This is a genomic window from Vibrio sp. 2132-1 (genome assembly GCF_033344315.1).
In genome coordinates this window covers 32,913-50,141 of sequence record NZ_JAWPON010000017.1, presented here as the reverse complement: position 1 = coordinate 50,141, position 17,229 = coordinate 32,913, and the positions used below count along the sequence as shown (strand labels likewise).

The following is a 17,229-nucleotide window of genomic DNA, read 5'->3' as shown; positions in this document are numbered from 1 at the left end:
AATAAAATTGAAGAAAAGTAAGAAAAAGTGCTCAAGTTTCCACAAATCGAGCCGAGAGGGCTAAATTGTATAGAAAACCAGCAAAAGGAAACAATTAAAGGTAAGTTCGCAGACGATAGACGTGAAAATTAGAAAAGAAAAAGCCCCTTTTCCTTTGAGAGAACTGGGGCTAGGTTGGTCGCCAGAGCCTATGTGGAGATCAAGAGAAATGAACACATTTCCGGCATACCGAGTGCAACTTTACATTGAAAATGATTGGCAGGTGAGAGATGAGAGAGCCGCTCATTCTATTGTAAAGTTGCTTGCCAAAAGCCTGTATTCCCATCCACGTCTGAATGTATTGAGTACAGGCTAAGTAAACTACTGCAATAGTGACATTGCAGAGTTTGGCAACTGTTTCGCTTGAGCAAGAATCGATGTACCTGCCTGTTGCAAAATTTGTGCTTTGGTCATTTGCGTGGTTTCTTTCGCAAAATCTGTATCTTTAATTCGGCTGTTCGATGCGTCAACGTTTTCTTGGATATTCGCCAAGTTGTTGATGCTGTGACTCAAACGGTTTTGCTTCGCACCTAAGTCTGCACGTTGCGAGTCTACGTATTTCAGTGCCGAATCCAGCACAGAAATCGCGTTTTGAGAACCTTGTACCGTGGTCATATCAATATCTTGTACTGACGTTCTGATAGGTTCATCACTCAGGCCAAGCTCAGATGCTAATCCACCAGAAATAGAAATCTCACCCTGAACGTTTGGATGCGCGACAAAAACTTGCAACTTGCCATCTTCACTTACAGACGCATTAATCATATCAGACTGACCATTAATGTAAGTGGCAAGCTCTTCGATGTCGTCGCCCGCTTTGGCATTAATGTTGATTTCTAGATCATCAACATTGCCGTCTTCGTCTTCACCCATACCTGGTAGCGTGATCTTCAAGTCAGATTTAGCTGGGTCAACACTCCAGTTTTTATCTTTACCGTTCTCAGATAAGAAGGTCACACCGCCCATGCGAGTATCGTCCGCACGAATGCTGGTGAGTCCCATGATCATGGCTTCACCTGAGCTCGCACCAATCTGGAATGCTGCTTCACCGAATGAGCCGTTCAATAGACGACGACCACCAAATGAAGTGGTTTCTGCAATACGGTTTAGCTCGTCAATCAATGCCATTGACTCTTCGTTGATCGCCTGACGCTCAGCTGGAGAGTTAGTACCGTTCGATGATTGAATCGCAAGGTCACGCATTCGTTGCATGACAGAGGTTGCCTCATTCATCGCACCTTCAGCGGTTTGTGCAATCGAGATACCATCGTTCGCGTTACGCATTGCGACATCTAGGCCACGAGACTGTGCAGTTAAGCGGTTAGAGATCTGTAGACCTGCCGCATCATCTTTTGCACTGTTAATCTTATGTCCTGAAGATAAGCGCTCCATCGACGTGTTTAATTCATCAGTCGCTTTGTTTAGGTAACGCTGCGCGGTCATCGCGGAGACGTTAGTACTAACTGTTACAGCCATTTTGCTCTCCTGTTGAGTTCGCAAGCTTTTGCGAAGCGGCCAGCTTTACTCTCATTTGGATAAGCACTGACCGTAAAAGTTACTTGCTAAATCTGCCTTAAACGCAGGGTTTAGAATCTCTAAATCTGTTCTGATATTTTCAATACAATTTGTGTGCCAACTTGCGTAAATTATTTAACTACTTTTAAAAGAATCAAATAAACAATAAGTTAGCTTTATCATTAAGCTATTTCCGGTTTGTCAGCCTCATCTTAGCCCAAGGGTATTGAACGCTGCCCTGTTGCCGCCCGACTTGCCTCCCGCATCATTGCCGCTTTGGGTAAAATCGTGCCGCATGACATCTCAGACTCTCAGGTTACGTCGACTTATCGCGCTTAAGGCTTTGCACATAAGGCATCAAAATCAGACAATGTGTATGAGTGTCATACTAGATGTAGTTAAACAACGTTAGATCTTTGGTCTTACCGAATGCTTGTTGCGATGCCTGTAATGCTCGCGAGTTTTCACTGAACTCGATCACGGCTTTAGAGTAATCCAAGTCCTCAAAGTTGCTCTTCGCTTTTGCGAGAGACAAATTAAAGTCTTCATGATTTTGCTCTTGGATATCCAGCGTACTCAATCGAGCACCGGCATCTGTACGCGCTTTATTCAAATGGATAAAAGCAGCGTGGAATTCTTCTGTCATTTGGTGCAATTTGGCGGTCGCCGACGTATCCGAAACCGATTTGTCTGACCATGCCATTGCATCCTTGAAGGTATCGAAAATGCTGAACTCTGCCCGCTTTTCGATCTCAATGCTGTCACCAGGCGTAATTTGGCCTTTTACGTGCACTTTCAGGCCTTTGTATTCAATCCCTTTCTCTGGAGAAAACTCATCGGCATCCACTACTTTGCCGTTACGCTCTAATTGGTAACCAAATTTGCCGTTATTCATATCGACAAATGTCACGCGATACGCCGCATCATCCTTCGTATCAACGTTAGTGGCTCTGTTTAATAGCAACTCAGAACCGTTTTGTAGATCGTAATTCGGCTGATAATCGCCAAATGGGTTTGGTATCTCCATAAACAGCTTGCTGCCTGGATCGTTCATTGGCATCTCAAGCATGCTAGAAACTTTCATTTTGCGCTGATAATCGTCCCCAGCGTATTGCACGCTACCATCTTTATCGCGATAAAATGGTTGGCTCTTTGGCTTAGTGCCAGCAAACACGTAGTTACCAGATTCATCTTGCGAGTTCACCAAGTTAAGGAAGTTGTTCGCAATCTCTTCTAGCTCACGCTTCTTTGCTTGTCGGTCTTCAGCAGAAAAGGCACCGTTAATCATCTCCATCGTTAAGCGCTTCGACTCGTCGGCAAAATTCTCCGCATTGGCGATATTAACTTCGTGGTTTTCTAGACGATTACGCACCAACACTATCGAGCTAAGATATTGTTGTAGCTGTTCTTGTTGCTGACTAATGTTTTGGATGTAATGCGCAGCGAGGGGGTCGTCACTAGGTTTCAGTAACTTTTTCCCTGAAGCAAGCTGCTCTTGGTTGTGGTGAACCTTATTCTCTTGACGACGCAGATCATTTTGTACGGACTGATAGTTATGGAAACTAGAAATTCGGGTTAGCACTTATCTCTTCTCCTTACCTCAGTTGTAAAATGGTATTGAAGGTATCGTTCGCCGCTTGCATCACACGTGATGAAGCCATGTACGCTTGTTGAAACTTCATCATGTTGGCCGCTTCTTCATCGAGGTTAACACCAGAAATAGAAGCAACGCGCTCTTGCGCCGCTTCATGCTCTAAACGAGCGACGGAGGCTAAACGGTTTGCTGTAGAAGACTTCAGTCCAACTTCAGTATTGAGGTTATGATAAACATCGATCAAGGTACTGGATTTTCCATCCATCATCTTGTCTGTTTGGATCTTCTGCATTTTTCTCAAGTTGCCGTTACCACCTTCAGAAGGCACCAAGTTTGCGGTGAATTTATCATTCATCAGTGCGCCTTCGCTCAACTCAAACACGGTTGCATCGCCGTTTTTATACAGCGGATGGCTTTTCGGCACTGATATTTCAATCTTCGGGTTATCTTTATCTAACGGGTATGAGTATTTGTCCGATAGTAAATTACCCTTGTTATCCGTGATCTTTAACCACGGCTTATCATGCTTCTCGTCGGCTGGTTGTACGGTAACCTCAAACTCTTTAACATCCCCCGCCTCACGAATTTTAAACTTGGCGTTACCTTGGGCAAAAGTGGTTGAGGCTTCATAACTTTGTGCGGCAATAGCTTTTGCGTCATTGGTTTCCATCTTTATGATGGCTGCACCACTTCTCGTTGGGCGTAGCAATACGCGCTCACCGGCGGCAAGGCCTTCACCAATTTGCACTTTCATACCATCCAGAACAAACGACGAATCCGAACGGTCGATGTTCAACGACATTTGCTCACCTTTCGGTGTTGTCACGCTGTATTGGTCGCCATCATAACGCAGCGAATATTCACCACCTTTGATCGCGGAAATATCCTCGATGTAAACCGCAACATCAGCTTGAGAGTCAGGCGCAGCAAAAACTCGAGATTTTGCCACCAGCTCAGAGTTCACATCGGTAAATACGTCTTTACCTATCTTACCGTTGAGATCCAGACCTTGAGATTGCAGCTGATTAATTTTGTAGGAGAAACCCGTCGCTAAACGGCCCATTTCATCTTGCAGTTGTGGGATGTGTTTGTCGCGCATTTCAAGTAAAGCGCCGATTTTGCCATCCATATCATCAGACTTGATCGCTTTAATGCCATTCCCTTCCACCATTGCTAATCGTCTTTGATGAACATCCGGATAGCCATCGATCATTTTGAGCTGGCTTGCTTCCGTACCAGAAACAAGTGTGTGTCCATTGCCGATATGAACATTAAACCCTTCCGCATTTTTGCGTGGGGTTACAGTAACTTTGGTGTACTCTGACAGCTCAGTAACCAGCTTTTCATGCTGATCCATTAGGTCATTATGTGGGGCGGGGGTGCGCATCATCAGTCGATGAATATCGCGAATTTCCAACGCAAGTTGGTTAACGCGCTCAATGCCCATATCCAATTTTTTATTGGTGACATCAGATTGCAGTCGAACGGTTTCGTGGAAATCATTTAATGTATCAGAGAAGATTTTCGCCTTTTCCAATACCACTTTTCGTGCCCCTAAATCGTTCGGGGTATCTGCCATGGTTTTTACCGCATCGAACCACTCATTCAGGTTCTCGGGAATTTTCTTCGATGCTACGGAGCTCAACATGCTAGAGAGCATATCAAGATTGTCTTGGGTATCCGTTTTGTTGGCATTGTTGGTCGACGACAGGTTCAGTTCATTCACGGCAAACTGATCCCACGAGCGGCGAACATTTTCCACATGCACACCCATGCCGTAGGTAGAACCACCAAACATGCGCGGATCATTCGTGCCTTGGATAACAGACTGACGGCTATAACCCTCTGTATTAACATTAGAAATGTTATGACCAGTGGTGTTTAATTGTCTCTGAGCAGTAAGCACACTTTGAGTACCTACATTCAGAAGATCTGACGCCATACATGCCCCCGAAAACGAAATATAAATCGGCAAAACCGATCACCTAGACACATTAAAAGCAAAAGATGTGCCAAGTGATAGAAAGGCGTAGATGTTCAGATAAAGTGAAGGCTTGCACTATGGCAAGCCTTCGAGAACGTCATAAATTGTCGCAGAAACATTACATACTTTCGATTTTATCCTTCACCTGCAGGACTTTATCTGCGTAATTCGGATCGGTCGCGTAACCCGCACTGTGGATACCGCGAATAAACGACTCTGAATTCCCGCGTTGCTGTAATGCTGTCTCGTAACGTGGGTTGTCATTCAAAAATCGTACAAAGTCATTAAAGCTGTCTTCGTAACTTGAGTAGGAGCGAAACGCTGCCGTCTCTTTCACTGGCGTGTTATCGTGGAACTCTAAAGTTTGAGTCGTCACTTTGTCACCCTGCCAGCTTCGATCTGCTTTGATATTAAATAAGTTGTTGCTGCTGCCACGCGCGTTCTTCACGACCTTTTGTCCCCACCCCGTTTCCAAAGCGGCTTGCGCAAGTAGCAGAGATGGCTCGACACCTAAGGCTTTCGCAGCTTTCTCCGCGTATGGCTTCATCGAGTTAACAAAGGATTCTGGTGAATCGAATCGAGTGGGTTCATTGCTTGGTCGAGATAGCTGACCAGATTCAATCAAGCGCTGTTCAATCTCGCGCGCTTTTTTCGGGTCAACACGACGATATTCCGCAGCATTGTTTGCCGCATCACGCATAGCCGTTTCTTTTTTGTCGTTCCCTTGCCCAGCCGTTAATTGCTTAACAATCATATCGGCCAGTCCCATTGAACCAGACGAACTCAATTCACTCGCCATCTGTTCATCCAACATTTGTCGGTAGAACTTCTCGTTTTGGCTGTTCATCATGTTGGACTCAAAGCCCTCATTGGCTTCTCGCATTGATTTCAACATCATGGAGGTGAAAATAGATTCGAACTGACGAGCCGCTGCACGCAGTGCTTCTTGCTCGCCATCTTTACCTTCTTTCACTGCTTTTTGACGCAGGGTATCCAGCGAACTGATGTCATGAATAAAACCAATGTCGTTAGGATTGTTCATTATACCTACCTCCTAACCATTAAATGATGATCAACTGGCCTTCAATGGCACCAGCTTGTTTCAATGCTTGCAAGATAGCCATCAAATCCGACGGCGCTGCGCCGACTTGGTTAACGGCACGGACCAAATCATCCAACGTTAAGCCTGGCTCGAACTTAAACATCTTGCCCTGCTCTTCGCTAACTTCGATATCCGAGTCTGGCACGACAACGGTTTGCCCACCAGAAAAGCCGTTAGGTTGGCTAACATTCAGGTTTTCTTTGATTGCGACCGTCATTCCGCCATGGGTTACCGCAGCAGGTTTAAGGCGAACATGTTTACCAACTACGATGGTACCCGTGCGAGAGTTAACGATGATTTTGGCTGCGCCATCTGCTGGGTCGAATTCTAGGTTTTCAATTGCCGATAAGAACGCCACACGCTGGCTGACGTCACGAGGAGCACGCACGCGCACTGATGTCGCGTCAACAGCGCTCGCCATTTGTGGGCCAAGGAAGTTGTTTACCGCATCCGCCATACGTTGAGCCGTTGTGAAGTCTGACTCAAGCAAGTTGAACGTGATGTAATCACCACGACCAAATGGGTTTGGAATTTCTCGCTCTACTGTCGCACCACTAGAGATAAGACCAACGGTTGGATTGTTACCTACGATTTTAGAACCGTCAGCGCCTTCAGCACTGAAGCCGCTCACTACTAAGTTACCTTGAGCAACCGCGTAAACTTGACCGTCGAGACCTTTGAGGAACGTTTGCAGCAAGGTGCCACCACGCAAACTTTTAGCACTTCCGATGGAAGAGACAGTCACGTCCACTTGCTGACCCGGTTTAGAGAAAGGCGGCAATTCTGCCGTAACCATGACTGCGGCAACGTTTTTAATTTTTGGCTTTGTGCCCGGCGGCATCTGAATGCCGAAGTTTTGCAGCATGGCGGCGAAACTTTGCTCTGTAAACGGGTTCGCTTCACCCGTACCAGGTAAGCCTGAAACCAAACCATAACCCACGAGTTGGTTGCTTCGTACACCTGCCACTTGCGCGACGTCTTTGATACGTGCGGCTTGGGCTACGGTAGAAAACAGAGCAACGCTCATCAGTACTAAAAGGAGTTTTTTCATGCTTACTTATCTCTTGCAGTCAAATTGCCGTCAGCACGGCGTGTTATAGCGCTACATTAAAGAATCGTGCCAAGAAGCCTGGCTCTTGCATATCTTGTTGCAAACCAGTGCCAGAGTACTGAATTCTTGCGTTAGAGACGCGATTTGATGCAATGGTGTTGTCGAAATTAATATCATCCGGACGAATAGTGCCACTTAAACGTATGTACTCATCACCCGTATTTAGCGTCATCCACTTCTCACCGCGGATCACGAGGTTGCCGTTTGCCAGTACTTCGATCACCTCAACAGTGATGTAACCACTGATGCTGTTGCTCTGCTTTGCAGAAGAGTCACCTGCAAATGAGTTGGAGTTGTTTAAGTCATAAGAGAAATTATATTTTCCGCCAATTTTCAGCTCTTCTCCGCCCACTTGAAGCGGGTCCATTTGCGCTTCATTGGTTTTCGATAAATCGGCATTTGCGCTTTTCGTCGCACTGGTTGTCTCATCAAGTGTTACGGTAATAATGTCGCCAATACCACGTGGTTTAGAATCGTCGTAGAGATCGGTAATGTGCTCGGCGCTAAACAACGAACCTGTTGCAGCAGCGTAATGCTCAGGTTTGTTTTTCGGATGAATTGGAGCCCAAGCAGGGTCGCCAGCAACCGGATCGCTTCTACCACGTAAAGTATCTACAATACCGCTGCTCTCTTCTTTCGATTTATCACCTTCTACTGCGTCGACCACAGTGGTTGCTTGTGTCACTTCATCCGTTTCAATCGGTTCCAACATGGCACAGCCCGACATCGTAGCAATCAAAGCGAGTAGGCAAATACGTTTCATCGTGAGCTCCTCAAATCTTGCTCTTAATCGTTACAATTGCTGGTTAACGAAGCTCATCATCTTATCGACTGACGAGATCACTTTTGAGTTCATTTCGTAAACGCGCTGGGCTTCGATCATATTGACCAACTCTTCTGTTACATTCACGTTGGACGCTTCCAGCATGGATTGACGAATTTCCCCCAAACCGTCCAAACCAGGAACACCCTCTTGTGGATCGCCACTGGCCCCCGTTGGTAAGTAAAGGTTCTGACCAATTGGCTCTAGGCCACCCGGGTTAACAAAATCTGTAATGGTTAACTGACCAACGACTTGGTTGTCTTGCTGCCCTCGGACGCGAACCGACACTTCACCATCCGTACCGACAGTAATAGAAATCGCATCTTCTGGAATCACAATTTCAGGCTCTACAGGGTAGCCAGAACCCGACGTGACTAACGTGCCTTCACCATTTAGCGTGAACTGACCGTTACGGGTATAACCGATGTTGCCGTCCGGCAATGTCACTTGAAAAAAGCCGTCGCCTTCCACCATCATGTCCAGTGCGTTGGTCGTTGTCTGTGCATTGCCGTGCGTGTGCACTTTTTGCGTCGCAACCACTTTAGAACCCGCACCTAGCATCAAGCCACTTGGCAGTTCCGTGTTCTGAGATGACTGGCCGCCAGGCTGGTTGATGTTCTGATAGAACAGATCTTCGAATACTGCACGGCTCTTTTTGTAGCCGACAGTAGAGGCGTTCGCCAAGTTGTTCGAAATCGTGGCAATGTTGGTTTGTTGGGCGTCTAGACCTGTTTTACTTACCCATAGTGCTGGATGCATAGTGAACCTCTAACTCTGTTAACTCATACGAAGCAGTGAATCTGAAGATTTATCCATTTCTTCAGCTGTGCTCATCATCTTGACTTGCATTTCAAACTGACGTTGTAAGTCAATCAATGCGGTCATTTCACCTACGGCATTCACGTTACTGCCTTCTATCGCTCCCGTCTGGAGACTAACAGTCGCGTCTGCTTCGTAAGGTTGGTTTGGAGTTTTATGGCGAAATAAGCCATTGGTGTCTTTAAACAAGCTTTGATCATTAGGCTTAACGAGCTTAATGCGATCAACCGCTTGGAATTCTTCTGCCGGGGCACCTTGAGGAAGTACAGAGATGGTGCCATCCCGACCGATTTCAATTTTGGAGAGAGGGATAGGCAAAGTAATCGGCGCGTCGTTTTCACCCTGCACCAAATGACCACTTGCGTTGGTAAGCATGCCATTTTGATCGACTTTTAGGTTGCCGTTACGGGTCAACCCTTCTTTCCCTGTATGATCGAGTACCGATATCCAACCGCTGCCTTCAATCGTCACATCCAGATCACGCCCTGTTGTAATCACGCTACCTTGAGCAAAGTTATGCCCTGGACGCTCTGTCATGCTGAATACACGTGAAGGATGGCCTTCACCATAAGCCTGCATTGAGCGAGCCTGTGCTAAATCAGCCCGAAATCCGGTCGTGCTTACGTTAGCCAAGTTATTAGCGCGCAATTGTAGTGCCTGCATATTTTGCTTGGCGCCACTCATTGCGAGAAACAGTGCGCGATCCATAAATTACTCCAAAAAATCTCTCTGTACACGGAGTAAAAAGCAATAGTTATGCCAAAACAAAAATAGACTTATTAATCAATACTTTGAATTAAAAATCAACAATGAAAAGAGGTCAATAGAGGCAGAAAACTGTAACGAGAGGCAAGGTTTTGATCCATACGGCGGCAACAGCGGCAAATCGTAGATCAAAGCATGCTTAGCCTGAGTGAGGTGTATTCAGGCTAAGCATCAGATGAATGTCATGATGAAAATGAACAAAGCGGCAATTACTAAGAAGCAATCACACGCCATTGCTTACTCAAGCAGAGTATCGAATGACCCAGCTAGTGCTCTAGCGGATCTGTAAGATATTCTGTTGTAGTTGGTTGTGTACTTCTAGCGAACGTGAGTTTGCTTGGAAGTTACGCTGAGCAGAGATCAGGTCCACCAACTCCTGCGTCATATCAATGTTTGACTGTTCCAGCATACCGTTATTGATGGTGCCGAAAGAGCCTTTATTTGATTCACCCCAGATCTTGTCACCAGAGAACTGCGTTGAATCCCATTGAGTGCCGCCTTTCTTATCCAGACCTTGCTCGTTTGGAACACGTACGAGAGCAACACGACCCAATGTAACGTTTTCACCGTTTGAGTAAGTTCCCAATACGCTGCCGTTTTCATCGAAGTCAACTTTGGTTAGGAAGCCCGTCGTTGCACCGTCTTCGTCAAACTTAGTCAGTTCGAACGGAGCCGCAAACTGTGTTGCTGAGCCTAAGCCGAAGTTAAGCGTCTGCGCAGGATCGGCACCATTCATATCGACTGGTGTCGTGTTCGTCGCCGGATCGCCCAGAGCCACAGAAGTGATTGGCTGACCATTGTTCAAGCTCGCCAACGTACCATCGTTGTTGAACTTCATGGTATGCCCCACATGACCTGTTGGCGTTTGCGCATCACCAGCCGCAACATTTAAAGGCTTTTCACCTTCTTTATCTGTCACGGTGTAGTAAGTGTTCCATGTATTTGGCTGAGTCTGATCTTTCAAGTAATACGTCGTTAGCTTGTAAGACTGACCCATCGAGTCATAAATTGTCGAAGAGGTTGAACGGTTGTATGTATCTGGGTCTGAAAAATCAAACTGCGTTGGATCTTTCAAATCGCCGTTCGCTGGCAAGTTCACACCCACTTCAATGTTTGCTGTTTGTTTTGGCTTACCAAATTCAGCAGGAATATTGATGGGTTGTGGCTCGTATGAAGAAACCTCACCAGAGCTTGGGTCCACTTGGTAACCTAATAAGAACTCATCGTTCGCGGTCACCATGTAGTTTTCTTTATTTAAGTGAAATGCACCATTACGTGTCAGTTCATTCTGTTGTGGAGTTAGACGCTCTTTCGCTACAGCGAAAAAACCTGTCCCCGAAACACGCAAATCCATTGGGTTGTTGGTGTAAATGCTAGAGCCTTCATGGAACTGCTGTGCCACTTGGCTTGCTTGCGCACCACCACCCGGTGTGGTTTTTGCGTTAGTAAATAAAGAGTTAGAGTAGACATCAGCAAACTCAGCACGGGACTCTTTAAAGCCGTAAGTGTTGGCGTTCGCAATGTTGTTACTGGTGGTGTTCAAATCCAGTTGGGCGGCGGACAAACCGCTTAAAGATACATATGACATTCCAAAATCTCCTAATCTAGCGAGCTATGACTACGCTTTGCCGACTTCCAATACTTCTGCAAGTCGAACTGGCGATTCAAAACCAGCCAGATTGAGTAATACGTTTCCGTCACCTTTGCCAAGCAATACGCTGTTTACGTTGGCGTATGTCGATACTGGGAACTCTTGCGACTCCCCTTCAACTAAGCCAGACGCTTTCACTTTGTATTTGCCAGCTGGCAGTGGATTTCCGCTTTCATCTTTACCGTCCCAAAGCACACGCGTGTCGCCGGCTGGTTTCGCCCCTACCTCAAAGGTACGAACCAGTTGGCCAGCTTCATCCTCTACACGAACAAACAGATTATCGATAGATTGTGAAAGCTTAACCATTGCCGCCATTGGTGCGTCGTCCTGCTTCACACCTGCTGCTCCTGGGACCAATACGTCACGCCCTACCAAAGAGGAAGCTTGTAACGCTTGATTTGATGTCATTGACGAATTCAAACTCTCAAACTGAGTGTTCATCTTGCCAATGCCATCAACGGTCGCAAATGAAGCCATTTGCGCAATCATCTGGTCATTACTTACCGGCTTAAAAGGGTCTTGCTGAGACAGTTGCTTCGTGAGCAATGATAAGAAGTCTTCCTGTTTTAGGTCCTGCTTACCCGTGCTCTCTTCCGCTTTCTTGTTACTCTCTTGTAGACTTTTAAGCTGGTCGATATAGGACAAGCCGCTTTGACCAACGTTGTTAATTCCGGCCATACGCTACCCCCTTATCCTTATTGACCCATCTGCAGCGTACGCAGCAGCATTTGTTTACTAGAATCAGCGACTTGTACATTAGTCTGATATGCACGAGAAGCTGAAATCATGTTTGCCATTTCTTCCATTACATTGACGTTAGGCTTGTAGATGTAGCCTTCTTCGTTTGCAAGGGGATGGTCTGGGTTGTACTCCGCACTCAGCGGTTTATCACTTTCTACAATACCCATCACTTTCACTGGCACCGTATCACCGCCACGCATGGCGTTACTTAACTCTGCACCAAACACGGCATGACGCGCTTTGTAAGTGTCTTTCGCAGAGCTGCTGACACTGTCGGCGTTCGCCAAGTTGCTTGAGGTAGTATTCAGACGAACGGATTCAGCGCTCATTGCGGAACCTGTCACATTGAAAACGTTAAATAAGCTCATCTAAATTATTCCCCTTTGATTGCTTTGGTTAAGTTCTTGAATTTGCTGCCTAGAAAGTCGAGTGATGCTTGGTGTCTGATTTGGTTTTGCATAAACAAGTTACGCTCTAAATCCAAGTCTACCGTGTTGCCATCTCCCGTATCTGGTTGCGTAGGAAGACGATATAACTTGTCCCCAACCAACGTTGTAGTGGCAGGAATATGCCGACCATCTGTGCGACTAAGACCAATGCTTGCCCCAGATGTTGCCGCTTGCAATTCCTTCGCAAAGTCTAAACCTCTTGCTTTGTAACCAGGCGTGTTTGCTTGTGCGATGTTGGTGGAAATCACCTCTGCATTGCGCTCACGTACGCCCACCGTGTGCTGGTGGATGCCTAGTGCATTGTCAAAAGATATAGCCATGTTTGCCTCTACAATTAAGAACTGACCGTGATTGATAACCAAAAAGCAATTAGCATGCCAAAACCTAAAGCATTACACCAACCTAGTGGTTACCGTGAATTGAAATAGCAATAAGTGAGCCAAAGTAACTGGAATGTCATGTCGTATCACTTTGCTCACTTAATAAAGATACACCGTGTTGAGGGCACAAGGCAAAAACGCGCTTCAACTAATTGAGTGATACATGAAGCGCTCGGCGCAGAAAGGTAACAAACAAAAAAGCCTGACACGAAGTCAGGCTTTTCTATCAATGAAGAGATACCGCTATTTAAGCTTGTAAATGATGCCCGGATTACAGCGCACCATTTCAAATTTATCAGTCAGACCAGTTAGCGACTCTGATGCCCCTAACAGCAAGTAACCACCAGGGTTTAAACTGCTCGCCATTTGGTTAAGCACTTTAGATTTCATTTCTGGAGAAAAGTAAATCAATACGTTACGACAGAAAATGATGTCGAACTTACCCATCAGTGCGTAACTGTCCATCAGGTTTTGTGGACGAAAGTTCACCAAACGCTTGACGTTATCTTTGACTTTCATGCGACCACCGTCCGCATTTTCAAAGAAGGTGCGACGACGTTCTGGTGAAAGCCCGCGACCCAAAGCCAAGTTGTCGTACACCCCTGCACGACACATCTCGAGCATACTTGCCGAAATATCTGTGGCTGTAATGGACACGTTTGGTAACAAGCCCGGCTTGCGCTGTTGCGTTTCCAGGATCGTCATTGCAATAGAATACGGTTCTTGGCCCGATGAACTGGCAGCAGACCAGATCTTAATTGGGCGCTTGCTTGCCGCTACTTCTGGCAATAATTTGTCAGCTAAAACCGTGAACGGATAAGTATCTCGAAACCACAAGGTTTCGTTAGTCGTCATCGCATCCACAGCGGCGACTCGTAATTCTCGATTACGCCCTGTAACAACATCACGTAGCAAATCTGATAACGATGCGAGCTTAAACTTCGTCACTAAAGGACTCAGTCGGCTACGCACGAGGTATTGCTTGCTATCACCTAACACGATGCCACATTGCGATTCTAGAAAACGGCTAAAGTCACGATACTCTTGATCACTGATTGTAATAGCAGTCATTAATGTCTCTTTTATTGTGTTAATGCAGATTTAACCGCGTTACCCAACTCATCTGGGTTAAATTTCGCAATGAAGGTGTTGGCACCTACACGCTCAACCATAGCTTGGTTGAATACACCACTTAATGAAGAATGGAGGATAACATAAAGGTCTTTCAAATCGGCATGTCTGCGAATTTCAGCCGTTAAGGTATAGCCGTCCATTTCTGGCATTTCAATATCGGAAATAACCAACGAAATTTGATCGTAGATATTGCCTTCTTGAGCCATTTCAATCAACTTATTGTACGCTTCTTTGCCGTCTTTGACAGATACGACCTCAAAACCGATGGATGTAATCGCACGCTCTACCTGTTTACGCGCGACCGTCGAGTCATCAGCAATCAGTATGCGGCGTACAATAGGCTTTTCTTGTTCTGCTTGTGCGATTTCTTCGCCAATAGCGGAATCCATCGTTTCATCAACTGGCGCAATTTCTGCCAGGATTTTTTCAACGTCAAGGATTTCAACCAGCTCATTGTCAATGTTTGTAACGGCAGTCAAGTAGTGCGCTTTACCTGCGCCGTCTGGCGGTGGCAAAATCGCTTCCCAATGCATATTGATAATACGCTCAACCGATGATACCAAAAATGCTTGGATCGTACGGTTAAATTCTGCAATAACAACAAAACATTTATCTAAATCAGTGGTTGGGCGGCCACCAATTGCCAGGCTCAAATCAATAACGGACACGGTATGGCCGCGGATATGAGCGATACCTTTAACCAGAGGGTGTAGATTTGGCATTGAAGTCAGCTTAGGGCACTGTAGTACTTCTTTCACTTTGAATACGTTAATGCCGTAGCGCTGTCGGCCCATCAGTCGAAAGGTCAATAATTCCAATCGGTTCTGACCGACGAGTTGCGTACGCTGATTCACCGAGTCAAGAATCCCCGTCATATGCTCATCTCCATCTCAAACTTTTTGTTTTTAAATGATACTCTACCACTGGCAAGCACGATACCAGGGAGACAGTATGGCGTATTTCACTTTCACTTCGACACCATTGACTATGACAATATGTAGAGCGCTAATTACAAAGTACGCTAAGTCTATCGGCATTTTGCTCAGTATGTTTAGCTTTTTTGTTCATTCAGCTTCAGATAATCAGATCGAGCAAATAAAAACAGCAGCAGAACAACATATTCTTGCTACGGTCGATCAGCCTGATGGTGGCGAGCTATCTGTTAATGCGGCAGAGATCGACTCGAGAATAAAAGCAACGGATTGCCCTGTTCCGTTAGATACATCTGCCTCTTCCACCAGCAGCACGAGAAGTAACATCAATGTGTTAGTGGAATGCCAACCGGATGACTGGAAAGTCTATGTCCCTGTGAGGATCTCGGTATCAGTACCAATGATCGTCGCTACACGAACACTAGGGAGAGGAGAAATCGTCAGCGCATCGGATGTTACCACTTCCATGATCGAGCTACAGCGCTTTCGTAAAGATGGATTTTCTAGCTACGATCAAGTGGTTGGGGCAAAGCTAAAGCGTAATGTTCGCTTAGGCGATGTCGTAGAGAGAAATGATGTTTGTGTGGTATGCCGAAATGAAAAGGTCATTATCAAAGCGGTGAATTCTGGCATGACGATCACAACGCAAGGCACAGCATTGCAGGATGGTTCAGCTGGCGATCAAGTAAGAGTGAAAAATGATAAGTCGCAACGTATAATAGAAGGCATAGTGACTGACATTGCGGAAATCACTGTTAATTTTTAATACCCACTGGTAGCGTGTTTAAACTGATCAATAAAAATGCAAAAAATGACTAAAGTTATTTTTGCGCTGGTCGATAGTCTGGATACCAGTATTACGATACAAGGCAAAGGTTAAACATGGCAGGTATAGATAATATACGTTCAGGGCAAATGATGACGACAACAAGTCGCGCACCTGCACGTAACGATTCCAATGCTACCAGCACGACAGAATCAAAAAAGGCGCCAGCGCAACAAGACGCAGTATCACTCAGCCAGCAAAGTAAAGCCGTCAGTAAACTCCAGAAGGATATGGCAGCTTCTCCGGCATATGACAGCGCCAAAGTTGCAGCAATCAAAGAAGCTATCACAAACGGTTCATACAAAGTCGATCCTGAAAAATTGGCTGACAACATGATTAAGTTTGAAAACGAATTGCAAGGCAAAAGCTAACTGACTTAGGCCGAAGGTAAGTATTTTATGGCAGCATTAGTCGATCTCGTTAATTTCCAGCTAGAAAATGCTAAGGCACTTTCCGCTGTTTTACGCCAAGAAACACAAGCAATAACGGCGCGTGTCTCTACCGAGATTGAGAACATTGCCAAACAGAAGATGACGCTCATTGATCAGCTCAGAACAACTGATCAGCGAATCGCCTCTCACCCGCACGTCAATCAACTTACTGAAGATGAGCACCTAAGTCAGGTTGTTGCTCAAATCCAATCGATCGTCCTCGACTGTCAACAAGTTAACCAAGTAAATGGCGAATCGCTTAGTCGCGCACAGCTGAGCTTCAATAAACTCAACAACATGCTCCAGCGAACTCATGGCAAAGTTGGCATGACCTACAATGCGGGCGGAAAAACCCACACCATCTCGACGCTTGGCACCAATATAAAAGCTTAAACGTCACTCTTACCCTCAATTCCCGCGCTCACGTAGATATAAAAAAGCGACTCATTGTTACCAATCAGCCGCTCAAAAAGATTATCTGTCTAGTGAAATGGTTTAAAACAAGGTTTGCTGACGCTTCTCAGGCACCTGCTGAACTTCTCCATAATCACGTAGCTTATCCATCTTACGGATATCCAGACGCAGCTCAGTCACATAACTGTCTTCAACAAGATAACTACGCACAACTTCTGCACCACGAATTACACCATCGACGGCACCAGTGGTGCTTTCAATACCCAAACGCTGGTCTTGCAGCTCTGCTCGTCCACTAACACGCATGCCATAAACTTGCTCTGCTAGCTCACGATAAGCATCAATTTTTGATGCGCGCATTGCTCGTACACGCTTTTCTTCTACTGTGCGGCCTGTCTGCTCACTGACGCTGGCGTAACCCACCGCCACTAAGATTTCATCTTGACGCATCTGTTGTAATGGCTGACACCCCACCAATATCAGTGTGGCAACAATAAATAATAACTTCTTCATGCTTCT

At 45.9% G+C, this 17,229-nt stretch carries 18 protein-coding genes; 3 read left to right on the top strand and 15 right to left on the bottom strand.

Translation table 11 applies throughout. The features are described from left to right. Positions 1-360: 360 nt before the first annotated feature. The 14 genes from R8N47_RS18240 to R8N47_RS18175 form a co-directional block, all read right to left on the bottom strand. On the bottom strand, positions 361-1,515 hold the full coding sequence (locus R8N47_RS18240; protein WP_005382038.1) for a flagellin: 1,155 nt from the start codon (positions 1,513-1,515) through the stop codon (positions 361-363). Positions 1,516-1,942: 427 nt separating this feature from the next. Next, the gene (gene flgL / locus R8N47_RS18235; protein ID WP_047102907.1) at positions 1,943-3,136 is read right to left on the bottom strand and encodes a flagellar hook-associated protein FlgL; all 1,194 of its coding nucleotides are present in this window, start codon (positions 3,134-3,136) and stop codon (positions 1,943-1,945) included. Between the two features lie 13 nt (positions 3,137-3,149). Then, positions 3,150-5,090, bottom strand: a complete 1,941-nt coding sequence (gene flgK / locus R8N47_RS18230; RefSeq protein WP_025768947.1) for a flagellar hook-associated protein FlgK — start codon at positions 5,088-5,090, stop codon at positions 3,150-3,152. 160 nt (positions 5,091-5,250) lie between these two features. Further along, the gene (gene flgJ / locus R8N47_RS18225; RefSeq protein WP_025768948.1) at positions 5,251-6,177 is read right to left on the bottom strand and encodes a flagellar assembly peptidoglycan hydrolase FlgJ; all 927 of its coding nucleotides are present in this window, start codon (positions 6,175-6,177) and stop codon (positions 5,251-5,253) included. A gap of 16 nt (positions 6,178-6,193) precedes the next feature. Then, a complete protein-coding gene (locus R8N47_RS18220; protein WP_005393118.1) occupies positions 6,194-7,285 on the bottom strand; it encodes a flagellar basal body P-ring protein FlgI in 1,092 nt (363 codons plus the stop codon). 43 nt (positions 7,286-7,328) lie between these two features. Then, positions 7,329-8,108 (bottom strand): flagellar basal body L-ring protein FlgH, encoded by a 780-nt coding sequence (gene flgH / locus R8N47_RS18215; RefSeq protein WP_017634834.1) that lies wholly within the window; start codon positions 8,106-8,108, stop codon positions 7,329-7,331. Positions 8,109-8,138: 30 nt separating this feature from the next. After that, complete coding sequence (gene flgG / locus R8N47_RS18210) at positions 8,139-8,927, bottom strand: flagellar basal-body rod protein FlgG (protein WP_005382032.1); 789 nt, start codon at positions 8,925-8,927, stop codon at positions 8,139-8,141. An 18-nt stretch (positions 8,928-8,945) separates the two neighbouring features. Further along, a complete protein-coding gene (locus tag R8N47_RS18205; RefSeq protein ID WP_064353693.1) occupies positions 8,946-9,695 on the bottom strand; it encodes a flagellar basal body rod protein FlgF in 750 nt (249 codons plus the stop codon). Positions 9,696-10,026: 331 nt separating this feature from the next. Further along, positions 10,027-11,340, bottom strand: coding sequence for a flagellar hook protein FlgE (gene flgE / locus R8N47_RS18200; protein WP_005382030.1), 1,314 nt, complete (start codon positions 11,338-11,340; stop codon positions 10,027-10,029). 30 nt (positions 11,341-11,370) lie between these two features. Beyond that, on the bottom strand, positions 11,371-12,081 hold the full coding sequence (gene flgD, locus R8N47_RS18195) for a flagellar hook assembly protein FlgD (protein ID WP_005382029.1): 711 nt from the start codon (positions 12,079-12,081) through the stop codon (positions 11,371-11,373). Between the two features lie 17 nt (positions 12,082-12,098). Next, positions 12,099-12,512 carry a flagellar basal body rod protein FlgC gene (flgC, locus tag R8N47_RS18190; RefSeq protein ID WP_005393132.1) on the bottom strand — a complete coding sequence of 138 codons (414 nt, stop codon included), beginning with the start codon at positions 12,510-12,512 and terminating at the stop codon, positions 12,099-12,101. A gap of 5 nt (positions 12,513-12,517) precedes the next feature. Next, entirely contained in the window at positions 12,518-12,913 is a 396-nt protein-coding gene (flgB, locus tag R8N47_RS18185; protein WP_005382026.1) for a flagellar basal body rod protein FlgB, read from the bottom strand. 303 nt (positions 12,914-13,216) lie between these two features. Then, a complete protein-coding gene (locus tag R8N47_RS18180; RefSeq protein ID WP_005382024.1) occupies positions 13,217-14,044 on the bottom strand; it encodes a CheR family methyltransferase in 828 nt (275 codons plus the stop codon). A gap of 11 nt (positions 14,045-14,055) precedes the next feature. Then, entirely contained in the window at positions 14,056-14,982 is a 927-nt protein-coding gene (locus R8N47_RS18175; protein WP_005382022.1) for a chemotaxis protein CheV, read from the bottom strand. A gap of 76 nt (positions 14,983-15,058) precedes the next feature. Between R8N47_RS18175 and flgA the strand changes: the two genes are divergently transcribed. From flgA to R8N47_RS18160, 3 genes are all read left to right on the top strand, one after another. Continuing rightward, entirely contained in the window at positions 15,059-15,805 is a 747-nt protein-coding gene (flgA, locus tag R8N47_RS18170) for a flagellar basal body P-ring formation chaperone FlgA (protein WP_005382020.1), read from the top strand. 116 nt (positions 15,806-15,921) lie between these two features. Further along, positions 15,922-16,236, top strand: a complete 315-nt coding sequence (gene flgM / locus R8N47_RS18165) for a flagellar biosynthesis anti-sigma factor FlgM (RefSeq protein ID WP_005382018.1) — start codon at positions 15,922-15,924, stop codon at positions 16,234-16,236. Positions 16,237-16,263: 27 nt separating this feature from the next. Then, the gene (locus R8N47_RS18160; protein ID WP_005382015.1) at positions 16,264-16,689 is read left to right on the top strand and encodes a flagella synthesis protein FlgN; all 426 of its coding nucleotides are present in this window, start codon (positions 16,264-16,266) and stop codon (positions 16,687-16,689) included. Between the two features lie 102 nt (positions 16,690-16,791). On the opposite strand, the gene flgP is transcribed toward R8N47_RS18160, so the two are convergent. Then, positions 16,792-17,223, bottom strand: coding sequence for a flagellar assembly lipoprotein FlgP (gene flgP, locus R8N47_RS18155; protein WP_005382014.1), 432 nt, complete (start codon positions 17,221-17,223; stop codon positions 16,792-16,794). Positions 17,224-17,229 lie beyond the last annotated feature (6 nt).